This is a genomic window from Alteraurantiacibacter aquimixticola (assembly GCF_004965515.1).
Lineage (GTDB): Bacteria > Pseudomonadota > Alphaproteobacteria > Sphingomonadales > Sphingomonadaceae > Alteraurantiacibacter > Alteraurantiacibacter aquimixticola.
The window spans coordinates 1,297,597-1,312,746 of the sequence record NZ_SSHH01000001.1 but is presented as its reverse complement, the minus strand read 5'-3'; the positions used below and the strand labels follow the sequence as shown (position 1 = coordinate 1,312,746).

The following is a 15,150-nucleotide window of genomic DNA, read 5'->3' as shown; positions in this document are numbered from 1 at the left end:
TGTCATGGCCCATATCCTTGTCGTCGATGACGACGAGATCGTTGCCGAACTGGCCTCGGAAATCCTCATCAGCGCAGGGCATGCCTGCGGTTGGGTGACCGATGCTGCCGAAGCCTTGAAACTGCTACAATGGCGGCGGCCCGACCTGCTGCTGCTGGACGAGAACATGCCGGGCGAGAGCGGCTCCACCTTCCTGCGCCGCCTGCGCCAGTCCCCGAAATTCTACGACCTGCCGGTGATGATGTTCACCAGCGTCCAGGGTCCCGAGGATGAGACGCGCGCCTATTACAACGGTGCACAGGACTATATCCGCAAGCCGGTGCAGCCCAAGTTCCTCGTGTGGCGCGTCAACCAGACCCTGCGCTCTCGGGCCGAGCGACCCAAGCATCGCGAGTTGAAGGACATGGCCGAATTCCAGATGCGGAACCGCGACGACGACAAGCCCCGGCAGGTCTATCTCTGACCCACCAGCTCGCGCCCGCGGTCAGTCGCGCGCTTTCAGGTCGGCGATGAAGTTCTCGGTCCAGACCAGCACGTTGTCATCGCGGACGGTGCCAATCAGCTTCTCGTAGCGGGCCTTGCGCTCTTCCAGCGGCATGTCGAGCGCGAGCTTGATATTGTAGGCGATATCGTCCGGACTGTGCGGATTGATCAGCAGTGCGTCGGGCATTTGCTGGGCGGCGCCGGCAAAGCGGGAAAGGATCAGCACGCCCGGATCCTCCGGGTCTTGTGCCGCGATATATTCCTTCGCCACCAGGTTCATCCCGTCGCGTAGCGGCGTGACGAGGCCGATCTTGGAACCACGGTAGAAGCCGTAAAGCTCGGCCTGCGAATAGCCCCTGTTGACGTAGCGCACAGGGACCAAATCGACCTCGGATCGCGCGCCGTTGATCTGCCCGGTCTTCTGCTCCAGCACAGCGCGGATTTGCTGGTAGGAACCTATGTCCTCACGACTGGGCGGCGCGATCTGGATAAAGACGAGGTCGCGCGTGTGTTCGGGGTAATTGTCGAAGAAGCGGCTGATGCCGTCGAGCCGCTCGGGCAGCCCCTTGGAATAGTCGAGGCGGTCCACCCCGATCATCGCTGTGCGGCGCCGCGTAGATGAAATCAGCCGCTGTTCGGCCTGCCGCGCATCACCGGTGTCGCCCAACCCCGTGAAATAATCGTAATCGATGCCGATGGGATAGGCCTTGGCGAGCGAGGTCCGGCCATCCAGCGTGATCGTCCCGGCGGCCTCATCCACCTCCGCACCCAATTCCTTGCGGCAGTAGTGGAGGAAACTGTCCAGCCAGGTATCGTTCTGGAATCCAATCAGATCGTAGTGCAGCAGGCTGCGCACCAGCCGCTCGTGATAAGGCAGCGAGACGAACAGGTTCGTCGGCGGCCAGGGGATGTGCAGGAAGAAGCCGATCTTGTTCTTGAGGCCCATCGAACGCAGGCGTTCGCCCAGCGGCATGAAATGGTAATCATGCACCCAGACGATGTCGTCTTCTTCGATCAGGGGCTGCGCGGCCTGGGCGAACAATTCGTTCACCCGTTCATAGCCCTTGCCGAATTCGCGCTCATATTCTGTCAAGTCGATGCGGAAATGGAACAGCGGCCATAGCGTGGAGTTGGCGTAGCCGTAGTAATACTCATCGATATCGTGCTTTTCGAGATCGATGGTCGCGGTGGTGACGCCGTCGCCGGATCGCTGGAAGGATACCTGGCCGGAAAACTCGTCACATTCCTGGCCCGACCAGCCGAACCAGATGCCGCCGTTTTCCTTGAGCGCCGCATTGAGCGCGCCGGCCAGCCCGCCCTGGGCCCCGGCCGCACCGCGCGCCTTGGCCACCGCGACACGGTTCGAAATTACGACAAGTCTGCTCATGCTTCCCCTAGCGCACGGTATTCCACGGCCGCGACAGCAGGCCCGCGCAGTTGATTACTCCTACCAGCGAGTAGGTCTGCGGGAAGTTCCCCCAAAGTTCGCCGGTTTCGAAGTCCATATCTTCCGACAGCAGGCCCGAACCTGTGCGATGGTCCAGCATGGTGCAGAAGAGTTCGCGCGCCTCGTCCTTGCGGCCCATCAGCGCCAACGCCTCGATCAGCCAGAAGGTGCAGATGTTGAAGGCGGTTTCCGGTGCGCCGAAGTCGTCCTCCGCGGCATAGCGCAGCATGTGCTCGCCGCGCCGCAGGTCGCGCTCCACCATGGCGAAGGTGGACTGGAAGCGGTCGTCGTCCGGAGCGATGAAGCGTAGCTCCAGCAATTGCAGCAGGCTGGCGTCAAGATAGTCGCTCTCGAAGCTGGCGCCGTAATGCCCGGCCTCGCCATTCTGTTTCCACGCTTCGGCATCGATCTTGCAGCGGACAGAATCTGCGCGTTCCTGCCAGAAGGCAGCGCGGTCATCCTTGCCGCGCAGGCCAGCCACGGTGGCGAGGCGATCACACGCGGCCCAGCTCATCACGGCGGAATAGGTGTGCACTTCCTGCCGCGTGCGGAATTCCCACAGGCCGGCATCGGGCTGGTCGTGCATCTTCCACGCCATTTCGCCGACCTTCTCCAGCGCCTCGAAATCGCTGTCATCGGCGATGCGCAGCAGGCGCTGGTCGATAAAGCCCTGCACGGTCGGCAGCACGATCTGGCCATAGCAGTCATGCTGCACCTGCTTGTAGGCGGCATTGCCGATGCGCACCGGTCCCATGCCGCGATATCCGGCGAGATAGGGCGCGGTCGTCTCGTCCAGCTCCGCCACGCCCATTACCGAATAAAGCGGCTGGATCTGCCCGCCTTCAGCATTGTCGACAATATTGCGCAGGAAGGAGAGGTATTTCTCCAGCACGTCGAGCGCGCCGAGCCGGTTCAGCGCCTGCACCGTGTAATAGGAATCGCGAATCCAGCAGTAGCGATAGTCCCAGTTGCGCTCGCTCCCTGGCGCTTCGGGAATGGAGGTGGTGAGCGCCGCGACGATCGCCCCCGTCTCCTCATGCTGGCAGAGCTTGAGCGTGATGGCGCAGCGGATTACCTCTTCCTGCCATTCAAAGGGCGTAGCGAGGCTGCGGACCCAGAGCTGCCAGTATTTGCGCGTCAGCTGTTCCATCCCCCGCACTTCCTCGCGCAGGTTCCCAACGAAGGGCTCGTCCGGGCCGAGGAAGAAATGCGTATCATCCTCCACCCGGAAGGTGCGGCCTTCAAGGATGTAGCCGATCGGTGCATCGGTGGAGAGGCGCAGCGCCTGCCCGGTGGTGAGGAAGCGGATGTGGTTGGTGCCGTTGGTCGTCTCCGCCAGCGAGGCGCCGTGGTTCTTCATCGGCCGCAGCACCACCTTGATGCGCGGATTGCCGGCGATCGGGCGCACGATGCGCACGAAGGAGACCGGGCGATACATGCGGCCCGAGCGTTCGTAACGCGGGCAGAAATCGAGGATTTCCACCGCGCTGCCATCCTCGGCTTCAAGCGTGGTGACAAGGTTGGGCGTGTTGCGGATATATTCCTGCCGCGCGCTGACCTGCCCTTCCAGCTCGAAGCGCCAGACGCCGGCATCCGGGTTCTCGCCATTGAGCAGCGAGCAGAACACCGGATCGCCATCCACCCTCGGGACGCAGCCCCAGACCAGCCCGCCGCGCCTGTCGATCAGGCCGGAAACCTGGCAATTGCCGATGGGCCACAGTTCCAGATCAGGCTGCATCTTGTCATTCGTCCCCATGTTCACAATCCCAGCCATTTGTGCRCGGCTGCCGGATCGTCCAATTGATAACTCGCCTGCGTCGGCTCGCGGTCGCCCACCAATATGCCCGCCCCGCCCAGCGCCATGACGGCAGCGAAGCCATCCTCGTCGGTCACGTCGTCGCCGAGAAAGAAGGGGCGCGATCCGGCAAAGCTCGCATGCGCCATGAAGGCGCGCACGGCCGCGCCCTTGTCTGCTCCCTTATGCACCAGTTCGATCACGCACTTGCCCCGCTTGATAGCAAGGCCGTGAGTGTCCGCCACTTCGGCAGCGAAGGCCAGCCCCCGGTCTTCGAGCGAGGGATCGGCACGATAATGCAGCGCAGCGCCATGCGGCTTCTCTTCCAGCGAAAAGCCCTGTGCATTGGCGAATGTTTCGAGTTCCTCTCTCGCCGCAGAGGGAAAAGCAGCGGGCGCATCAGCCAGCAGGGACCCGTCGGGCAGGCGCATATCCGCGCCATGCGATCCGGCACGCGCGATCGGCAGCGGACCCGTATGCCCCTCGATATCGGCGATGCCGCGCCCGCTGACCAGTGCGAGACGTCCTTCGAGCCGCTCGGCCAGTACGCGAAGCCCTGACGAAAGCCCCTGCGGCACATGGATGCTATCGGGCGTAGGCGCGATATCCACCAGCGTTCCGTCGAAATCGAGGAAGAGCGACATGGGCCCATCGGACAGCAAGGTGCCGAGGCTGGGCGCATCAGGGATCGTCTTTTTAACAGACATTGCTGCACTGCAATAAAGCGCGAGCCGAATTGGTCAATGCATCAATGCTTTCCGGAACGGCTTCGCCCACAATCCAGCATTTGACCCAGCGCAACGACTCTCACCTTCCGCCGCAGCAAAGAGGCATCATCCAATAGGAGGGTGACCAATGTCCGGACAGGCAAGTCCAGCAGCGCAGGAAAAACGCGCCATTCCCGGCACCATCGTCTTCGATGGCGATGCCGCGCAGGATGGCTATGCGCTCAATGCCATGTGCTATTCCTTCAACAGCGAGCCGAACCGCAAGGCCTTCGTCGCCGATGAAGAGGGCTATATGGACCGCTTCAACCTTACCGAAGCGCAGCGCCAAGCCGTGCGCAACCGTGACGTGCTGGGCATGCTCGCAGCCGGCGGCAACGTCTATTACCTTGCCAAGCTGGCCGGCATCCTCGGCCTCAACGTCCAGGACCTCGGCGCCTTGCAGACGGGCATGACGCTCGAGGATTTCAAGGCCGCGCTGCTGAGCCATGCGATGACCGAAACCCACGTTGCGGACCGGCTGGGAGAAGCGGCATGAGCCAGATTTGCGGTGGCATCTTCACCAGCCACGTCCCCGGCATCGGCAATGCGATCGCCAAGGGGCTGCAGCAGGATCCCTACTGGAAGCCCTTCTTCGATGGCTTCGCCCCGGTCCACAAGTTCCTGGCCGAGGAGAAGCCGGATGTGGCGGTGGTGTTCTACAACGATCACGGTCTCAACTTCTTCCTCGACAAGATGCCGACCTTCGCCATCGGCGCGGCACCCGAATACAAGCATGAGGATGAAGGCTGGGGCATCGCCTTCGAGCGTCCCTATCCCGGCCATCCCGACCTTTCCTGGCATATTATCGAGCAGGTGGTGGCGAGCGAGTTCGATCCCGTCACCTGCCAGTCCATGCTGGTCGATCACGCGGTAGCGGTGCCCTTCGAGCTGTGCTGGCCCGGTTCCGATGCCTTCCCAGTGAAGCTGGTGCCTATCGCCATCAACACGGTGCAGCATCCCCTCCCCAGCCCCAAGCGCTGCCACGAGCTGGGCAAGGCAGTGGGCCGCGCGATCGAAAGCTGGGGCGGCGAGGAAAAGGTGGTGGTGTTCGGCACTGGCGGCCTCTCGCATCAGCTGGAAGGCGAGCGTGCGGGCCATATCAACACCGATTATGACAAGTTCTGCCTGAGCAACCTCGCCCCCGATCCCGAAGCGCTGCTGCAGCATGACACGCTCGATATCGTGGAGCTGGCGGGCAGCCAGGGGGTGGAAATCCTCAACTGGATCGCCGCTCGCGGCGCGCTGGGTGGCAAGGTGCGGGAGCTCGCCAGCAATTACCACGTGCCCATTTCGAACACGGCGGCTGCCACCGTGCTGCTGGAAAATAGCGAAAAGGTCCTGGCCTGACCCATCCCACCAGGACCCTGAGTGGCCGGGCGGTGTGAAGGCACCGACCCGGCCTTTTTCTTGGCCGCAGCACCCCTCTTCTTGACCCCCGTCAAAGAACCCTTCCCGCCACCGCCTATCGTAACGACCGTTAGGAAGATTCGCATTGAGGAGAGGCGAGATGGTGCATTTTCCGCAGGAACCGATTTATGCCGACGTGCTGCGCTTGGTGCGGCTGGAAGGCGATATATCGGACCTCGAGATCGAAGGCGAAGTGCCCGCCGACATGGATGGCGCTTTCTACCGCGTGCATCCCGATCCGCAGTTCGCGCCGCGCAAGCCGGGCGACCAGTTCTTCAACGGCGATGGCATGGTGACGATGTTCCGCGTGAAGGACGGGCGCATCTCCCTGAAGCAGCGCTATGCGCGCACGGACAAGTGGAAGCTGGAAAACGCCGCCGGCCGCGCGCTGTTCGGCTCCTACCGCAATCCGCGGACCGACGACCCTTCGGTCGAGGGGCAGTTTCGCGGCACGGCCAACACCAACGTCCTCGTCTTCAATGGCGACTTGCTGGCGATGAAGGAGGACAGCCCCTGCCTCGTCATGGACAAGGCCTCGCTGGAAACCGACGGCTATACCGATTGGGACGGCGAACTCGACCTGCGCACCTTCGGCGCGCACCCCAAGATCGACATGGAAACGGGGAACCTGTGCAACATCGCCTATGCCAGCAAGGGCGACCTTTCGCGCGATGCCACCTATTTCGAGATCGACCGTGACGGCCATGTCGTCCGCAAGGCCGAATTCGAAGTGCCCTATTATACCATGCTGCACGATTTCTGCATCGCGGGCGATTACATCGTGATCCCGGTCTCGCCCTATAATTCGGACCCCTCGGTGCTCGAGCAGGACCGGCCGCATTTCTATTACGACCGCTCGCTGCCCACCTATCTCGGCGTCATGCGGCGTGACAGCGACGGCAGCGACATGCGCTGGTTCAAGCACGATGTCGGCATCTGTTCCTGCCACGTGATGAACGCCTTTGCCGAAGGGACGAAGGTGCATCTCGACACCCCCGTCTCCAAGATCGGCAGCCTGCCCTTCTTCCCCGACAAGGACGGCGCGCCCTTCGATCCCGAACTGGCGATGACCGAGCTTTCGCGCATCACCGTCGACCTCGCTTCCAACGAAGACGTGGTCGAAAGCGTGACCAAGCTGGGGGAGGCGCCCGGCGAGTTCCCGCGCATCGACGATCGCATGGCGGGCAAGCCCTATCACCACGGCTGGATGATCACCTACGATCTCGACAAGCCCTATAACGGCCCTCCCGGCCCCTTTGCCGGCGTCATCAACACGCTGACCCATTTCAACCTTGAGACGGGCAAGGAGGAGAGCTGGTGGTGCGGGCCTGACGGTTCGATCCAGGAGCCGTGCTTCATCCCGCGCAGCAAGGATTCGCCGGAGGGCGACGGCTGGCTGGTCGCGCTGGTGGACGACCATGTGCGCAACTATTCCGACCTGTGCATTTTTGACGCGACCGACGTGGCCAAGGGGCCCGTCGCGCGCGCCAAACTCCCCATTCGCCTGCGCCAGGGGCTTCACGGCAACTGGGCTGCAGCGGATATGCTGGACGCCGCTTGACGCGACATTCAGTTCCCATCCCAACCTTTCAAAAGGGGCGGCTCGCAAATGCGGACCGCCCCTCTTTTTTCTCGACCGGATGCGGAGAAGTCAGATGGCAGAGCTAAAGCGCGTGGCGCTCTGTTGGCGATAAGGATCGAAGGCGGCGGCAATGCTGCGCGCATAGGGCAAGGCATTGCGCGTAATCACCAGCATGTTGCCACTCTCGATCCGCGCCAGGCCCGGTTCCAGATAGGGGCGCAGCCGTTCGCTTGCGTCTTCCAGCAAGTCGCGGGCCACGCGCGCCCTGCCACGGCAGAGCAATTCCTCGATCACCGCGCCACGCCGGCGATCCTCGATGCTACGCACCTTCCCGTTTGCGGTCGGCATCTGGCTTTGCGACATCAGCATGCGATAGCGACCGGCATTCTTCTCATTCTGCACCAGCAGGTCCGGGAAGCTGGAAATGGACGAGGCGCCAAGACCGATCAGCACTTCGGCCTGGTCGTCGGTGAAGCCCTGAAAGTTGCGCCGGAGACGGCCCGATTCCATCGCCTGCGCCAGCGGGTCCCCCGGCAGCGCGAAATGGTCGAAACCGACCGCCGTATAGCCCGCATCGACCAGCTGCGCATGGCCATCGCGCGCCATGGCAAAGCGCGTTTCGCCATCGGGCAAGGCGCTGGCATCGATCTTGCGCTGGCGCGGCAGCATATGCGGGACGTGGGCATAGCCGAACAGGGCGATGCGGTCCGCCCCGTCCTGCGCCGCGAGTTCCAGCGTCTCGTGCAGATCGTCCATCGTCTGGCCGGGCAGGCCGTACATCAGGTCGAAATTGAGCGAGGTGATGCCCGCCTTGCGCAGCAGATCCACTGCGTTTTCGATCATTGCGCGCGGCTGCTCACGGCCGATGGCGGCCTGCAACTTCGGAGAGAAGGTCTGCACGCCAAGGCTGGCATGGCTGGCGCCGACTGCTCCGAAAACGGCCTCCCAGCCATTGTCCAGCGTGCGCGGATCGAGTTCCACCGACACCAGCGGATCGTCGAGCGGGAAATGCAGCACCAGCTTGTCGAACAGCCGGACGAAATCGACCGGCGAGATCGCATTGGGGCTGCCACCGCCAAAGGCGATGCGCTTCACGCGGGCATTGGCGGGCAGCATCTCGCCGACCAGCTCAATCTCCTTGTGCAAAGCATCAAGGTAGCTGGCGAGGCGCTGCGCGCGATTGGCTGCGGCGGTATTGCAGCCGCAATACCAGCAGATCTTCTCGCAGAATGGGATATGCACGTAGAGCGAGATATCGCCCGTTGCCGTGCCTATCGCATCGCGATGGCGCTGCTGCGTGATGTCAGGGCCGAACTCGGCGGCGGTGGGATAGCTCGTGTAGCGCGGAACGGGCGTTGCGAGCAGGTTTGGATGATAAGGCCACATGCGGTCCATCTGACAGCTCCCGCCGTTCAATTCATTGGCTTGGATCAAGAAGCTTGCGTTTGCCGCTGCTACGGCACCCCTTGGCGCAACATGGCGTGGTGGCGAGAGGCGGCATCGCGCCGTCCTCGCGTTCGAGGCTGATGGTGGCTTCTCCACCGCCGCAAATGGCGAGGACCAGCGCTCGGCTACCCTGCTCCAGCGGGAGCGGGCCAACCATGGCGGGCAGCAGCGCGAAGAGGGCAACGCCGATAGGGCTGCTCATTGCGGTTCGTCCTCGTCCTCGTCGTCGATCAGGATGCGCGCGGCGGCACCGTCCGGATCGTCGAACTGGCCGCTGCGCATGGCCCAGAAGAAAGCGCCAAGCCCGATCAGGCCCAGCCCCAGCGCCACGGGGATCAGCAACACCAGCCCGTTCATTTCGCCGCCCTCACCAGGCGCAGCGAATTGCCGACCACGATCAGCGAGCTGGCGGACATGGCGATCGCCGCCATCAATGGAGTGACATAACCGAGCAACGCCAGCGGCACCGCCAGCACATTGTAGGTGATCGCGAGCGCGAAGTTCTGCTTCACCACCCGCATCGTCGCCCGCGCTGCCCGCACGGCGCGCGGCAGGGCGGAAAGCGATTCCTGCACGAAAACGAAGTCGGCCGCCTGCATGCCCACATCGCTGGCGCTGCCCGGCGCGATGGAGGCATCGGCGGCGGCGAGCGCGGGGCCGTCATTGAGCCCGTCCCCCACCATCAACACGCGGCTACCAGCAGCCTGCAATCGCGCGATAGCCGCCTGCTTGTCAGCCGGAGAGGCCCCGGCCTGACCCGTCAGCCCCGTCTCCCGTGCGACCTGCGCCACGGCCTGGGCATTGTCACCCGACATGATGGAGGAGGAAATGCCCAGCTTCGCCAGCCCGTCCAGAGCCTCGCGCGCATCATCGCGCAGCCGGTCTGCGAAGGGAATCAGCCGTGTGGGCTGCACTTCGATCGCCAGCGCCACGCCCATGCTGGTGGTGCCTTCCGGGCGAGTGAGCGCCACCTTCACGCCCTGCCAGGCCGCTTCGACTCCGACCCCCGGCACCTCTTTCACTTCTTCGAGTGAAACGGGGACCACCCCGCGCGCCATCAGGGCATCTGCAAGGCCCCGCGAGAGCGGGTGGCGGCTATGCGATGCGAGAGCGAGGGCGATGCCCGCCTCCGCCTCCGAAAGGGTATCGAGCGTCACGGCATCGGGTACCGGCCTTCCCAGCGTCAGCGTGCCCGTCTTGTCGAGCAATGCACGATTGACGCCAGCAAGGCGTTCGAGCGCGGAACCGTCCTTCACCATGATCCCCGCGCGCAGCAGCGATCCGCTGGCGACGACTTGAGCCACCGGAACAGCGAGGCCCAATGCGCAAGGGCAGGTGATGATCAGAACGGCAACGCCGATCACCAGCGCTTCGTAAAGGCTCGCCCCCGCCACCAGCCACCCGACAACGGCGAGCGCGGCCAGCGAGTGGACGGCGGGCGCATAGAGCCGGGCGGCACGGTCGGCGATGCGGACATAGCGGCTGCGGTTCTGCGTGCTCGCTTCCATCAGTCGCGCGATCTCGGCCAGCGTCGTGTCGCGGCCTGCATGGCTCACTTCGATATCCACCGGGGCATCGACATTGAGCGTGCCGGCGAGCGCCTTGTCACCCTGCTGCGCGGCGACCGGATCGGTCTCACCCGTAAGCAGCGACTGGTCGAAACGGCTCGCGCCGCGCAGGATGGTGCCGTCGGCCGCCAGGCGTTCTCCGGCTGCGACGCGCATGACCATGCCGGGTTCAAGGTTCTCGGCGGCGATCCATTCGAGCGCCCCGCCCTCGCTCAAGACCAGCGCGCCCTCGGCCGCCTGCCCCAGCAGCGCATCCACCGCATGGCGCGCGCGGTCGCGCATCATCGCATCGAGCACTCGCCCCGCCAGCAGGAAGGCAAGCAGCATCAGCGCGCTGTCGAACCATGCATGCTCGCCGCCCACGATCACTTCGTACAGGCTGAGGCAGCAGGCGATGATCACGCCAATGGAGATCGGCACATCCATATTGGTGCGCCCGTGCTTCAGCGCGCCCCACGCAGACTTGAAGAAGGGCTGCCCGGCATAGGCGACTGCCGGCAGCGCAATCAGCGCGGAGAGCCAGTGGAACAGGTGGCGCGTCGAACCTTCGGCCCCCGACCACACGCTGACCGAAAGCAGCATGATGTTCATCGCAGCAAAACCCGCGACGGCAAGCGGGCCGAGCAACGGCTTGACCGCTGAAAAAGGCTTGGCGTTCTCCTTCTTGCGGCGCTTCGCCTCGAAGCCGATCTTCGCCAGCTCCTCCACCAGCGCATGATCGTCGAGCGAGATGTCATGGGTGACGGTAACGGTGCGCGCAGTGAGGTTCACACGCGCGCTCTCGACCTGCGGTAAAGCATTGAGACCACGCTCGATCTTGCTCATGCAGCCCGCACAATGCGCGCCCGGCACTGCCAGCACGCTCGTCTCCGACTCAGCGGCGGGAATGGCCTCCAGCGCGCTCAAGGCAGTTCGTCCTCGCTACGCCACTGATCGCTGCCCGCAGCAAGCTGCAGGCGCAGGATCCAGCGTCCTCCGGGAAGCGGCTCGGTGGCGACATAATGTCCCTCGGAAACACGCGCGAAGGTAAGCGGACGGTCGGGCTGGCTTCCCAACGGGTGGCGGGCATTTGCGGTGACGGCCAGCGCATCGGGCGCGCCGGTCACGTCGACATGGACGAGGCCCATCTCGTCGCGCGTCGTAGACACGTCCCAGCCCAGCTTAGACTGCTCCTCGGCCTGCTTCAGCCAGCCATTGAATTCCTGGCTGGCGACATAGGAATTCTCGACCACCACGCCGCCGAAACTGCCGATGGCGATGCGCGCCATGGTGACATTGACCGCGATCACCACGCCGAAGAAGGCGACCATCATCGCCGCCATGTGCCAACCGGTAAACCTGCGTTCCATCATGATCCTCCCGACGGGGTTTCGAAGCGCGCATCGACGCTGTCTGTTTCGCGCTGTTCGTCCTGCGCTTCCACGGTGAAGGCGAAGTCCTGTGTCGCCGTTCCGCGTGGGGCGATGACGTAGATGCGCAAAGTCTCGGTCGCATCGGCATCGACGGCGAATTCGAGCTGGCGAGCCGCGTCATCGGCGCTGATCTCGTCGCTCCACATGCTGCCGCCTTCGAGACCTTCGAGCGAGACCAGCATATCACGCGGGCGTGCTTCCATGTTGCGCAGCTTGACCGTGAAATTGTTGCGCACCGATCCGTCGCGCATCACCGTGTAGGCTGGGTTACGATCGGGCGCGGCGGTGATTTCGGTATGCTGACGCGTGCCGAGCAGGAACAGCAGGCCCAGCCCGAGCCCCGACCAGACGATGAAATAGACGATGGTCCGGGGCCGCAGCAGCGCCCTCCACGCTGGCCGCGTTGGCGCGCCCTTGGCCTCCGCCTCAGCGTCGTCCAGCGTGATGTAGTCGATCAGGCCGCGCGGGCGGTCGACATCCTTCATCACCCGGTCGCAAGCATCGATGCACAAGCCGCAGGTGATGCAGGAGATGTCCGGCCCCTTGCGGATGTCCCAGCCCGTGGGACAAACGGCGACGCACATGTTGCAGTCGACGCAGTCGCCATAGGCTGCAGGGTCCTTCGCCGCCTTCTTCACACTGCCACGCTTTTCGCCACGCCAGTCCTTGTAGGTCACCTGCAGCGAATGCTCGTCCATCAGCGCACTCTGGATGCGCGGCCAGGGGCACATATAGATGCACACCTGCTCGCGCATGAAACCGCCGAGGATGAAGGTGGCCGCGGTCAGCACGGCGACGGTGATATAGGCGACTGGTGCCGCCTCCCCCGCCCAGAAGTCGCGCACCATGGTCGGTGCATCGGCGAAATACATGATCCAGGCGCCGCCGGTCCAGAAGGCGATCACGAGGTAGATCGCCCATTTGGCGAGGCGGCGAGTGACCTTGCCCCAAGTCCACGGCGCCGCTTCCAGGCGCATGCGCGCATTACGGTCGCCATCGACGAAGCGGTCGACATGCTGGAAAAGGTCGGTCCACACCGTCTGCGGGCAGCTATATCCGCACCATGCCCGGCCGACAGCGCTGGTGACGAGGAACAGGCCGATCCCCGCCATGATCAGCAATCCGGCCACGAAGTAGAATTCGTGCGGCCAGATCTCGATATCGAACATGTAGAAGCGCCGGTTGGCGACATCCACAAGCACCGCCTGGTCGGGCGCGTAAGGCCCGCGGTCCCAGCGGAGCCACGGCGTACCGTAATAGATCCCCAGCGTGACGAGCATGATCAGCCACTTGAAGCGGCGGAACGGACCGTCGATGCGCTTCGGATGGACCGACTTGCGCGCCTGGTAATCGCCCAGCGGGCTGTGGTGGATGGCCGGGTCAGTCTTGTTCATTGGGTTCAGCTGCCGCCAGTTCGACGGCCTCCACGAAGTCTTCCCCTCCCCCCAGAGAATGGACATAGGCCGCCAGCATGCGGATGGTCGCCGGGTCGAGCCGTTCTTCCCAGGCCGGCATCACGCCGTGGCGCGGCTCGAAGATCTGGCGGCGGATCGCCTCGCGGCTGTCGCCATAGAGCCAGACGGCATCGTTGAGGCTGGGCGTACCGAACTGGCGGAGCCCGCCGCCATCCGCCCCGTGGCACACGGCGCAGTTATTGGCGAACAGCTCGGCACCTGCGGCAGTGGCACTGCCCTCGCCCGTCAACGACAGGACATAGTTGGTTACGCTGTTCACTTGCTCACCCGACAGGATGCCGTCGCGTCCGAAGGCGGGCATCAAGCTGGTGCGTGTCTGTGTAGCGCCCGGATGGCGGATGCCATTGGTTAGCGTGTATTCGATCGCCGCGAGATCGCCGCCCCACAGCCATTCGTCATCGGTCAGGTTAGGATAGCCCTCGCTACCCGCCGCATTGGCGCCGTGGCACTGTACGCAGTGAACGCGGAAGGCCGCGGCACCGCCGGCGACGGCCTGTTGCATCAGGCCGGCATCTTCCTGCAGGCGTTCCAGCGGGGTGGTGGCGACCGCCTCCATCACCGGCGCGCGCGCAGCGGCTTCGGCTGCCAGTTCCTCGGTCAGCTGGCCGCGACTGGTCCATCCGAGCGCGCCTTCCGTGCCCTTGTCGAGCAGCGGGATCGCGGGATAGAGGATCACGTAACCCAACGCCCAGACGCAGGTGGCATAGAAGGTCCACAGCCACCAGCGCGGCAGCGGGGTGTTCAGCTCCTCGATCCCGTCCCATTCATGGCCGACGGTCTCGGTTCCGGTGGCATCGTCGACACGTTTGCCGACCTGGGGGATTTCATTCGCCATCGTTCTGGTCCTCGAAAATCATGGTGGCTGCGCGCGTGTTGTGCTCGCGCGCTCCGGGGCGGAAGGGCCATGCGGCAAGGCCGATCCAGACCAGTGTCATCGCCAACAGGCCCCAGCTATCCGCGAAATGGCGGAGGAATTCGTAGGTTGAATGCCAGCTCATCGTCCGCTCTCCCCGGCCAGAACTTCCTGCGCGGCGGCGGCATTCACATCCACCATCGTGCCCAGCACCTGGAGATAGGCGACCAGCGCGTCCATTTCGGTGATGCGGTCGGGATCGCCGTCATAGTCACGCGACTGCGCGCCCGGATAGCGTTCGGCGAGATCGCCCGGCGCGACATCGGGATCGGCCTGGCCGATCACGTCCTGCCGCGCCTGCTCGATATCCGCCTCGGTATAGGGAACGCCTACGCGGCTGAGCGCCACGAGGTTGTCGGCGATATATTCGAACTCCAGCGGCTCGTCCGAGAGGAAGCCATATTGCGGCATCACGCTTTCGGGCACCACGCTCTGCGGGTTTGCCAGGTGCTGGACGTGCCATTCGTCAGAATAACGCCCGCCCACACGCGCCAGGTCCGGCCCGGTACGCTTGGAGCCCCACTGGAAGGGATGGTCGTACATGCTCTCCGCCGCCAGGCTGTAATGGCCATAGCGTTCCACCTCGTCCTTGAACGGGCGGATCATCTGGCTGTGGCAGGTATAGCAACCCTCGCGCACATAGATGTCGCGCCCGGCCTGCTCCAGCGGGGTGTAGGGACGCATGCCCTCCACCTGTTCGATCGTATTGTCGATCCAGAACAGCGGGGCAATTTCCACGATGCCGCCGATCGCCACCGTTACCAGCGCGGCTGCGCCCAGCAGGGTGACGTTTCGCTCCAGCTTCTTGTGGCCGCTCAGGGCTTCTTTCGTTGCGTTGTCGCTCATCGTTAGTCC

Annotated in this window: 16 protein-coding genes; 4 read left to right on the top strand and 12 right to left on the bottom strand. The window is 64.0% G+C overall.

Going from position 1 to position 15,150, the window contains the following annotated elements; translation table 11 throughout:
• Positions 1–4: 4 nt before the first annotated feature.
• Positions 5–463 carry a response regulator gene (locus tag E5222_RS06085; protein WP_136692782.1) on the top strand — a complete coding sequence of 153 codons (459 nt, stop codon included), beginning with the start codon at positions 5–7 and terminating at the stop codon, positions 461–463.
• Positions 464–484: 21 nt separating this feature from the next.
• Here the strand turns inward: E5222_RS06085 and E5222_RS06080 are convergent, their stop codons facing one another.
• From E5222_RS06080 to otsB, 3 genes are read right to left on the bottom strand one after another with little or no spacing between them, the layout of a single operon-like run.
• Positions 485–1,870, bottom strand: a complete 1,386-nt coding sequence (locus E5222_RS06080; protein WP_136692781.1) for an alpha,alpha-trehalose-phosphate synthase (UDP-forming) — start codon at positions 1,868–1,870, stop codon at positions 485–487.
• Between the two features lie 7 nt (positions 1,871–1,877).
• On the bottom strand, positions 1,878–3,686 hold the full coding sequence (locus E5222_RS06075) for a glycoside hydrolase family 15 protein (protein WP_136692780.1): 1,809 nt from the start codon (positions 3,684–3,686) through the stop codon (positions 1,878–1,880).
• A gap of 2 nt (positions 3,687–3,688) precedes the next feature.
• Positions 3,689–4,432: a trehalose-phosphatase gene (otsB, locus tag E5222_RS06070; protein WP_136692779.1), complete on the bottom strand. Its 744-nt coding sequence runs from the start codon at positions 4,430–4,432 to the stop codon at positions 3,689–3,691.
• A gap of 148 nt (positions 4,433–4,580) precedes the next feature.
• Between otsB and E5222_RS06065 the strand changes: the two genes are divergently transcribed.
• The 3 genes from E5222_RS06065 to E5222_RS06055 all read left to right on the top strand — a co-directional run bounded on the left by E5222_RS06065 (position 4,581) and on the right by E5222_RS06055 (position 7,460).
• Positions 4,581–4,988: a protocatechuate 4,5-dioxygenase subunit alpha gene (locus E5222_RS06065; protein ID WP_136692778.1), complete on the top strand. Its 408-nt coding sequence runs from the start codon at positions 4,581–4,583 to the stop codon at positions 4,986–4,988.
• Positions 4,985–5,839, top strand: coding sequence for a class III extradiol dioxygenase family protein (locus E5222_RS06060; protein WP_136692777.1), 855 nt, complete (start codon positions 4,985–4,987; stop codon positions 5,837–5,839). The genes E5222_RS06065 and E5222_RS06060 overlap by 4 nt, the downstream gene beginning before the upstream one ends.
• Positions 5,840–5,999: 160 nt before the next feature.
• A complete protein-coding gene (locus tag E5222_RS06055) occupies positions 6,000–7,460 on the top strand; it encodes a lignostilbene-alpha,beta-dioxygenase (protein ID WP_136692776.1) in 1,461 nt (486 codons plus the stop codon).
• Between the two features lie 90 nt (positions 7,461–7,550).
• On the opposite strand, the gene hemN is transcribed toward E5222_RS06055, so the two are convergent.
• From hemN to ccoO, 9 genes are read right to left on the bottom strand one after another with little or no spacing between them, the layout of a single operon-like run.
• Entirely contained in the window at positions 7,551–8,867 is a 1,317-nt protein-coding gene (hemN, locus tag E5222_RS06050; protein ID WP_136692956.1) for an oxygen-independent coproporphyrinogen III oxidase, read from the bottom strand.
• Between the two features lie 31 nt (positions 8,868–8,898).
• On the bottom strand, positions 8,899–9,129 hold the full coding sequence (locus E5222_RS06045; protein WP_136692775.1) for a hypothetical protein: 231 nt from the start codon (positions 9,127–9,129) through the stop codon (positions 8,899–8,901).
• On the bottom strand, positions 9,126–9,284 hold the full coding sequence (gene ccoS, locus E5222_RS06040) for a cbb3-type cytochrome oxidase assembly protein CcoS (protein ID WP_136692774.1): 159 nt from the start codon (positions 9,282–9,284) through the stop codon (positions 9,126–9,128). Before ccoS ends, E5222_RS06045 begins: the two co-directional genes overlap by 4 nt.
• Positions 9,281–11,401 (bottom strand): heavy metal translocating P-type ATPase, encoded by a 2,121-nt coding sequence (locus E5222_RS06035; protein ID WP_281276739.1) that lies wholly within the window; start codon positions 11,399–11,401, stop codon positions 9,281–9,283. Before E5222_RS06035 ends, ccoS begins: the two co-directional genes overlap by 4 nt.
• Positions 11,398–11,844, bottom strand: coding sequence for a FixH family protein (locus E5222_RS06030; RefSeq protein WP_136692773.1), 447 nt, complete (start codon positions 11,842–11,844; stop codon positions 11,398–11,400). The genes E5222_RS06035 and E5222_RS06030 overlap by 4 nt, the downstream gene beginning before the upstream one ends.
• Positions 11,844–13,301 (bottom strand): cytochrome c oxidase accessory protein CcoG, encoded by a 1,458-nt coding sequence (gene ccoG / locus E5222_RS06025; RefSeq protein WP_136692772.1) that lies wholly within the window; start codon positions 13,299–13,301, stop codon positions 11,844–11,846. The genes E5222_RS06030 and ccoG overlap by 1 nt, the downstream gene beginning before the upstream one ends.
• Positions 13,288–14,217, bottom strand: a complete 930-nt coding sequence (gene ccoP / locus E5222_RS06020; protein WP_136692771.1) for a cytochrome-c oxidase, cbb3-type subunit III — start codon at positions 14,215–14,217, stop codon at positions 13,288–13,290. Before ccoP ends, ccoG begins: the two co-directional genes overlap by 14 nt.
• Positions 14,207–14,380, bottom strand: coding sequence for a cbb3-type cytochrome c oxidase subunit 3 (locus tag E5222_RS06015; protein WP_136692770.1), 174 nt, complete (start codon positions 14,378–14,380; stop codon positions 14,207–14,209). The genes ccoP and E5222_RS06015 overlap by 11 nt, the downstream gene beginning before the upstream one ends.
• Positions 14,377–15,141 carry a cytochrome-c oxidase, cbb3-type subunit II gene (gene ccoO / locus E5222_RS06010; RefSeq protein ID WP_136692769.1) on the bottom strand — a complete coding sequence of 255 codons (765 nt, stop codon included), beginning with the start codon at positions 15,139–15,141 and terminating at the stop codon, positions 14,377–14,379. Before ccoO ends, E5222_RS06015 begins: the two co-directional genes overlap by 4 nt.
• Positions 15,142–15,150 lie beyond the last annotated feature (9 nt).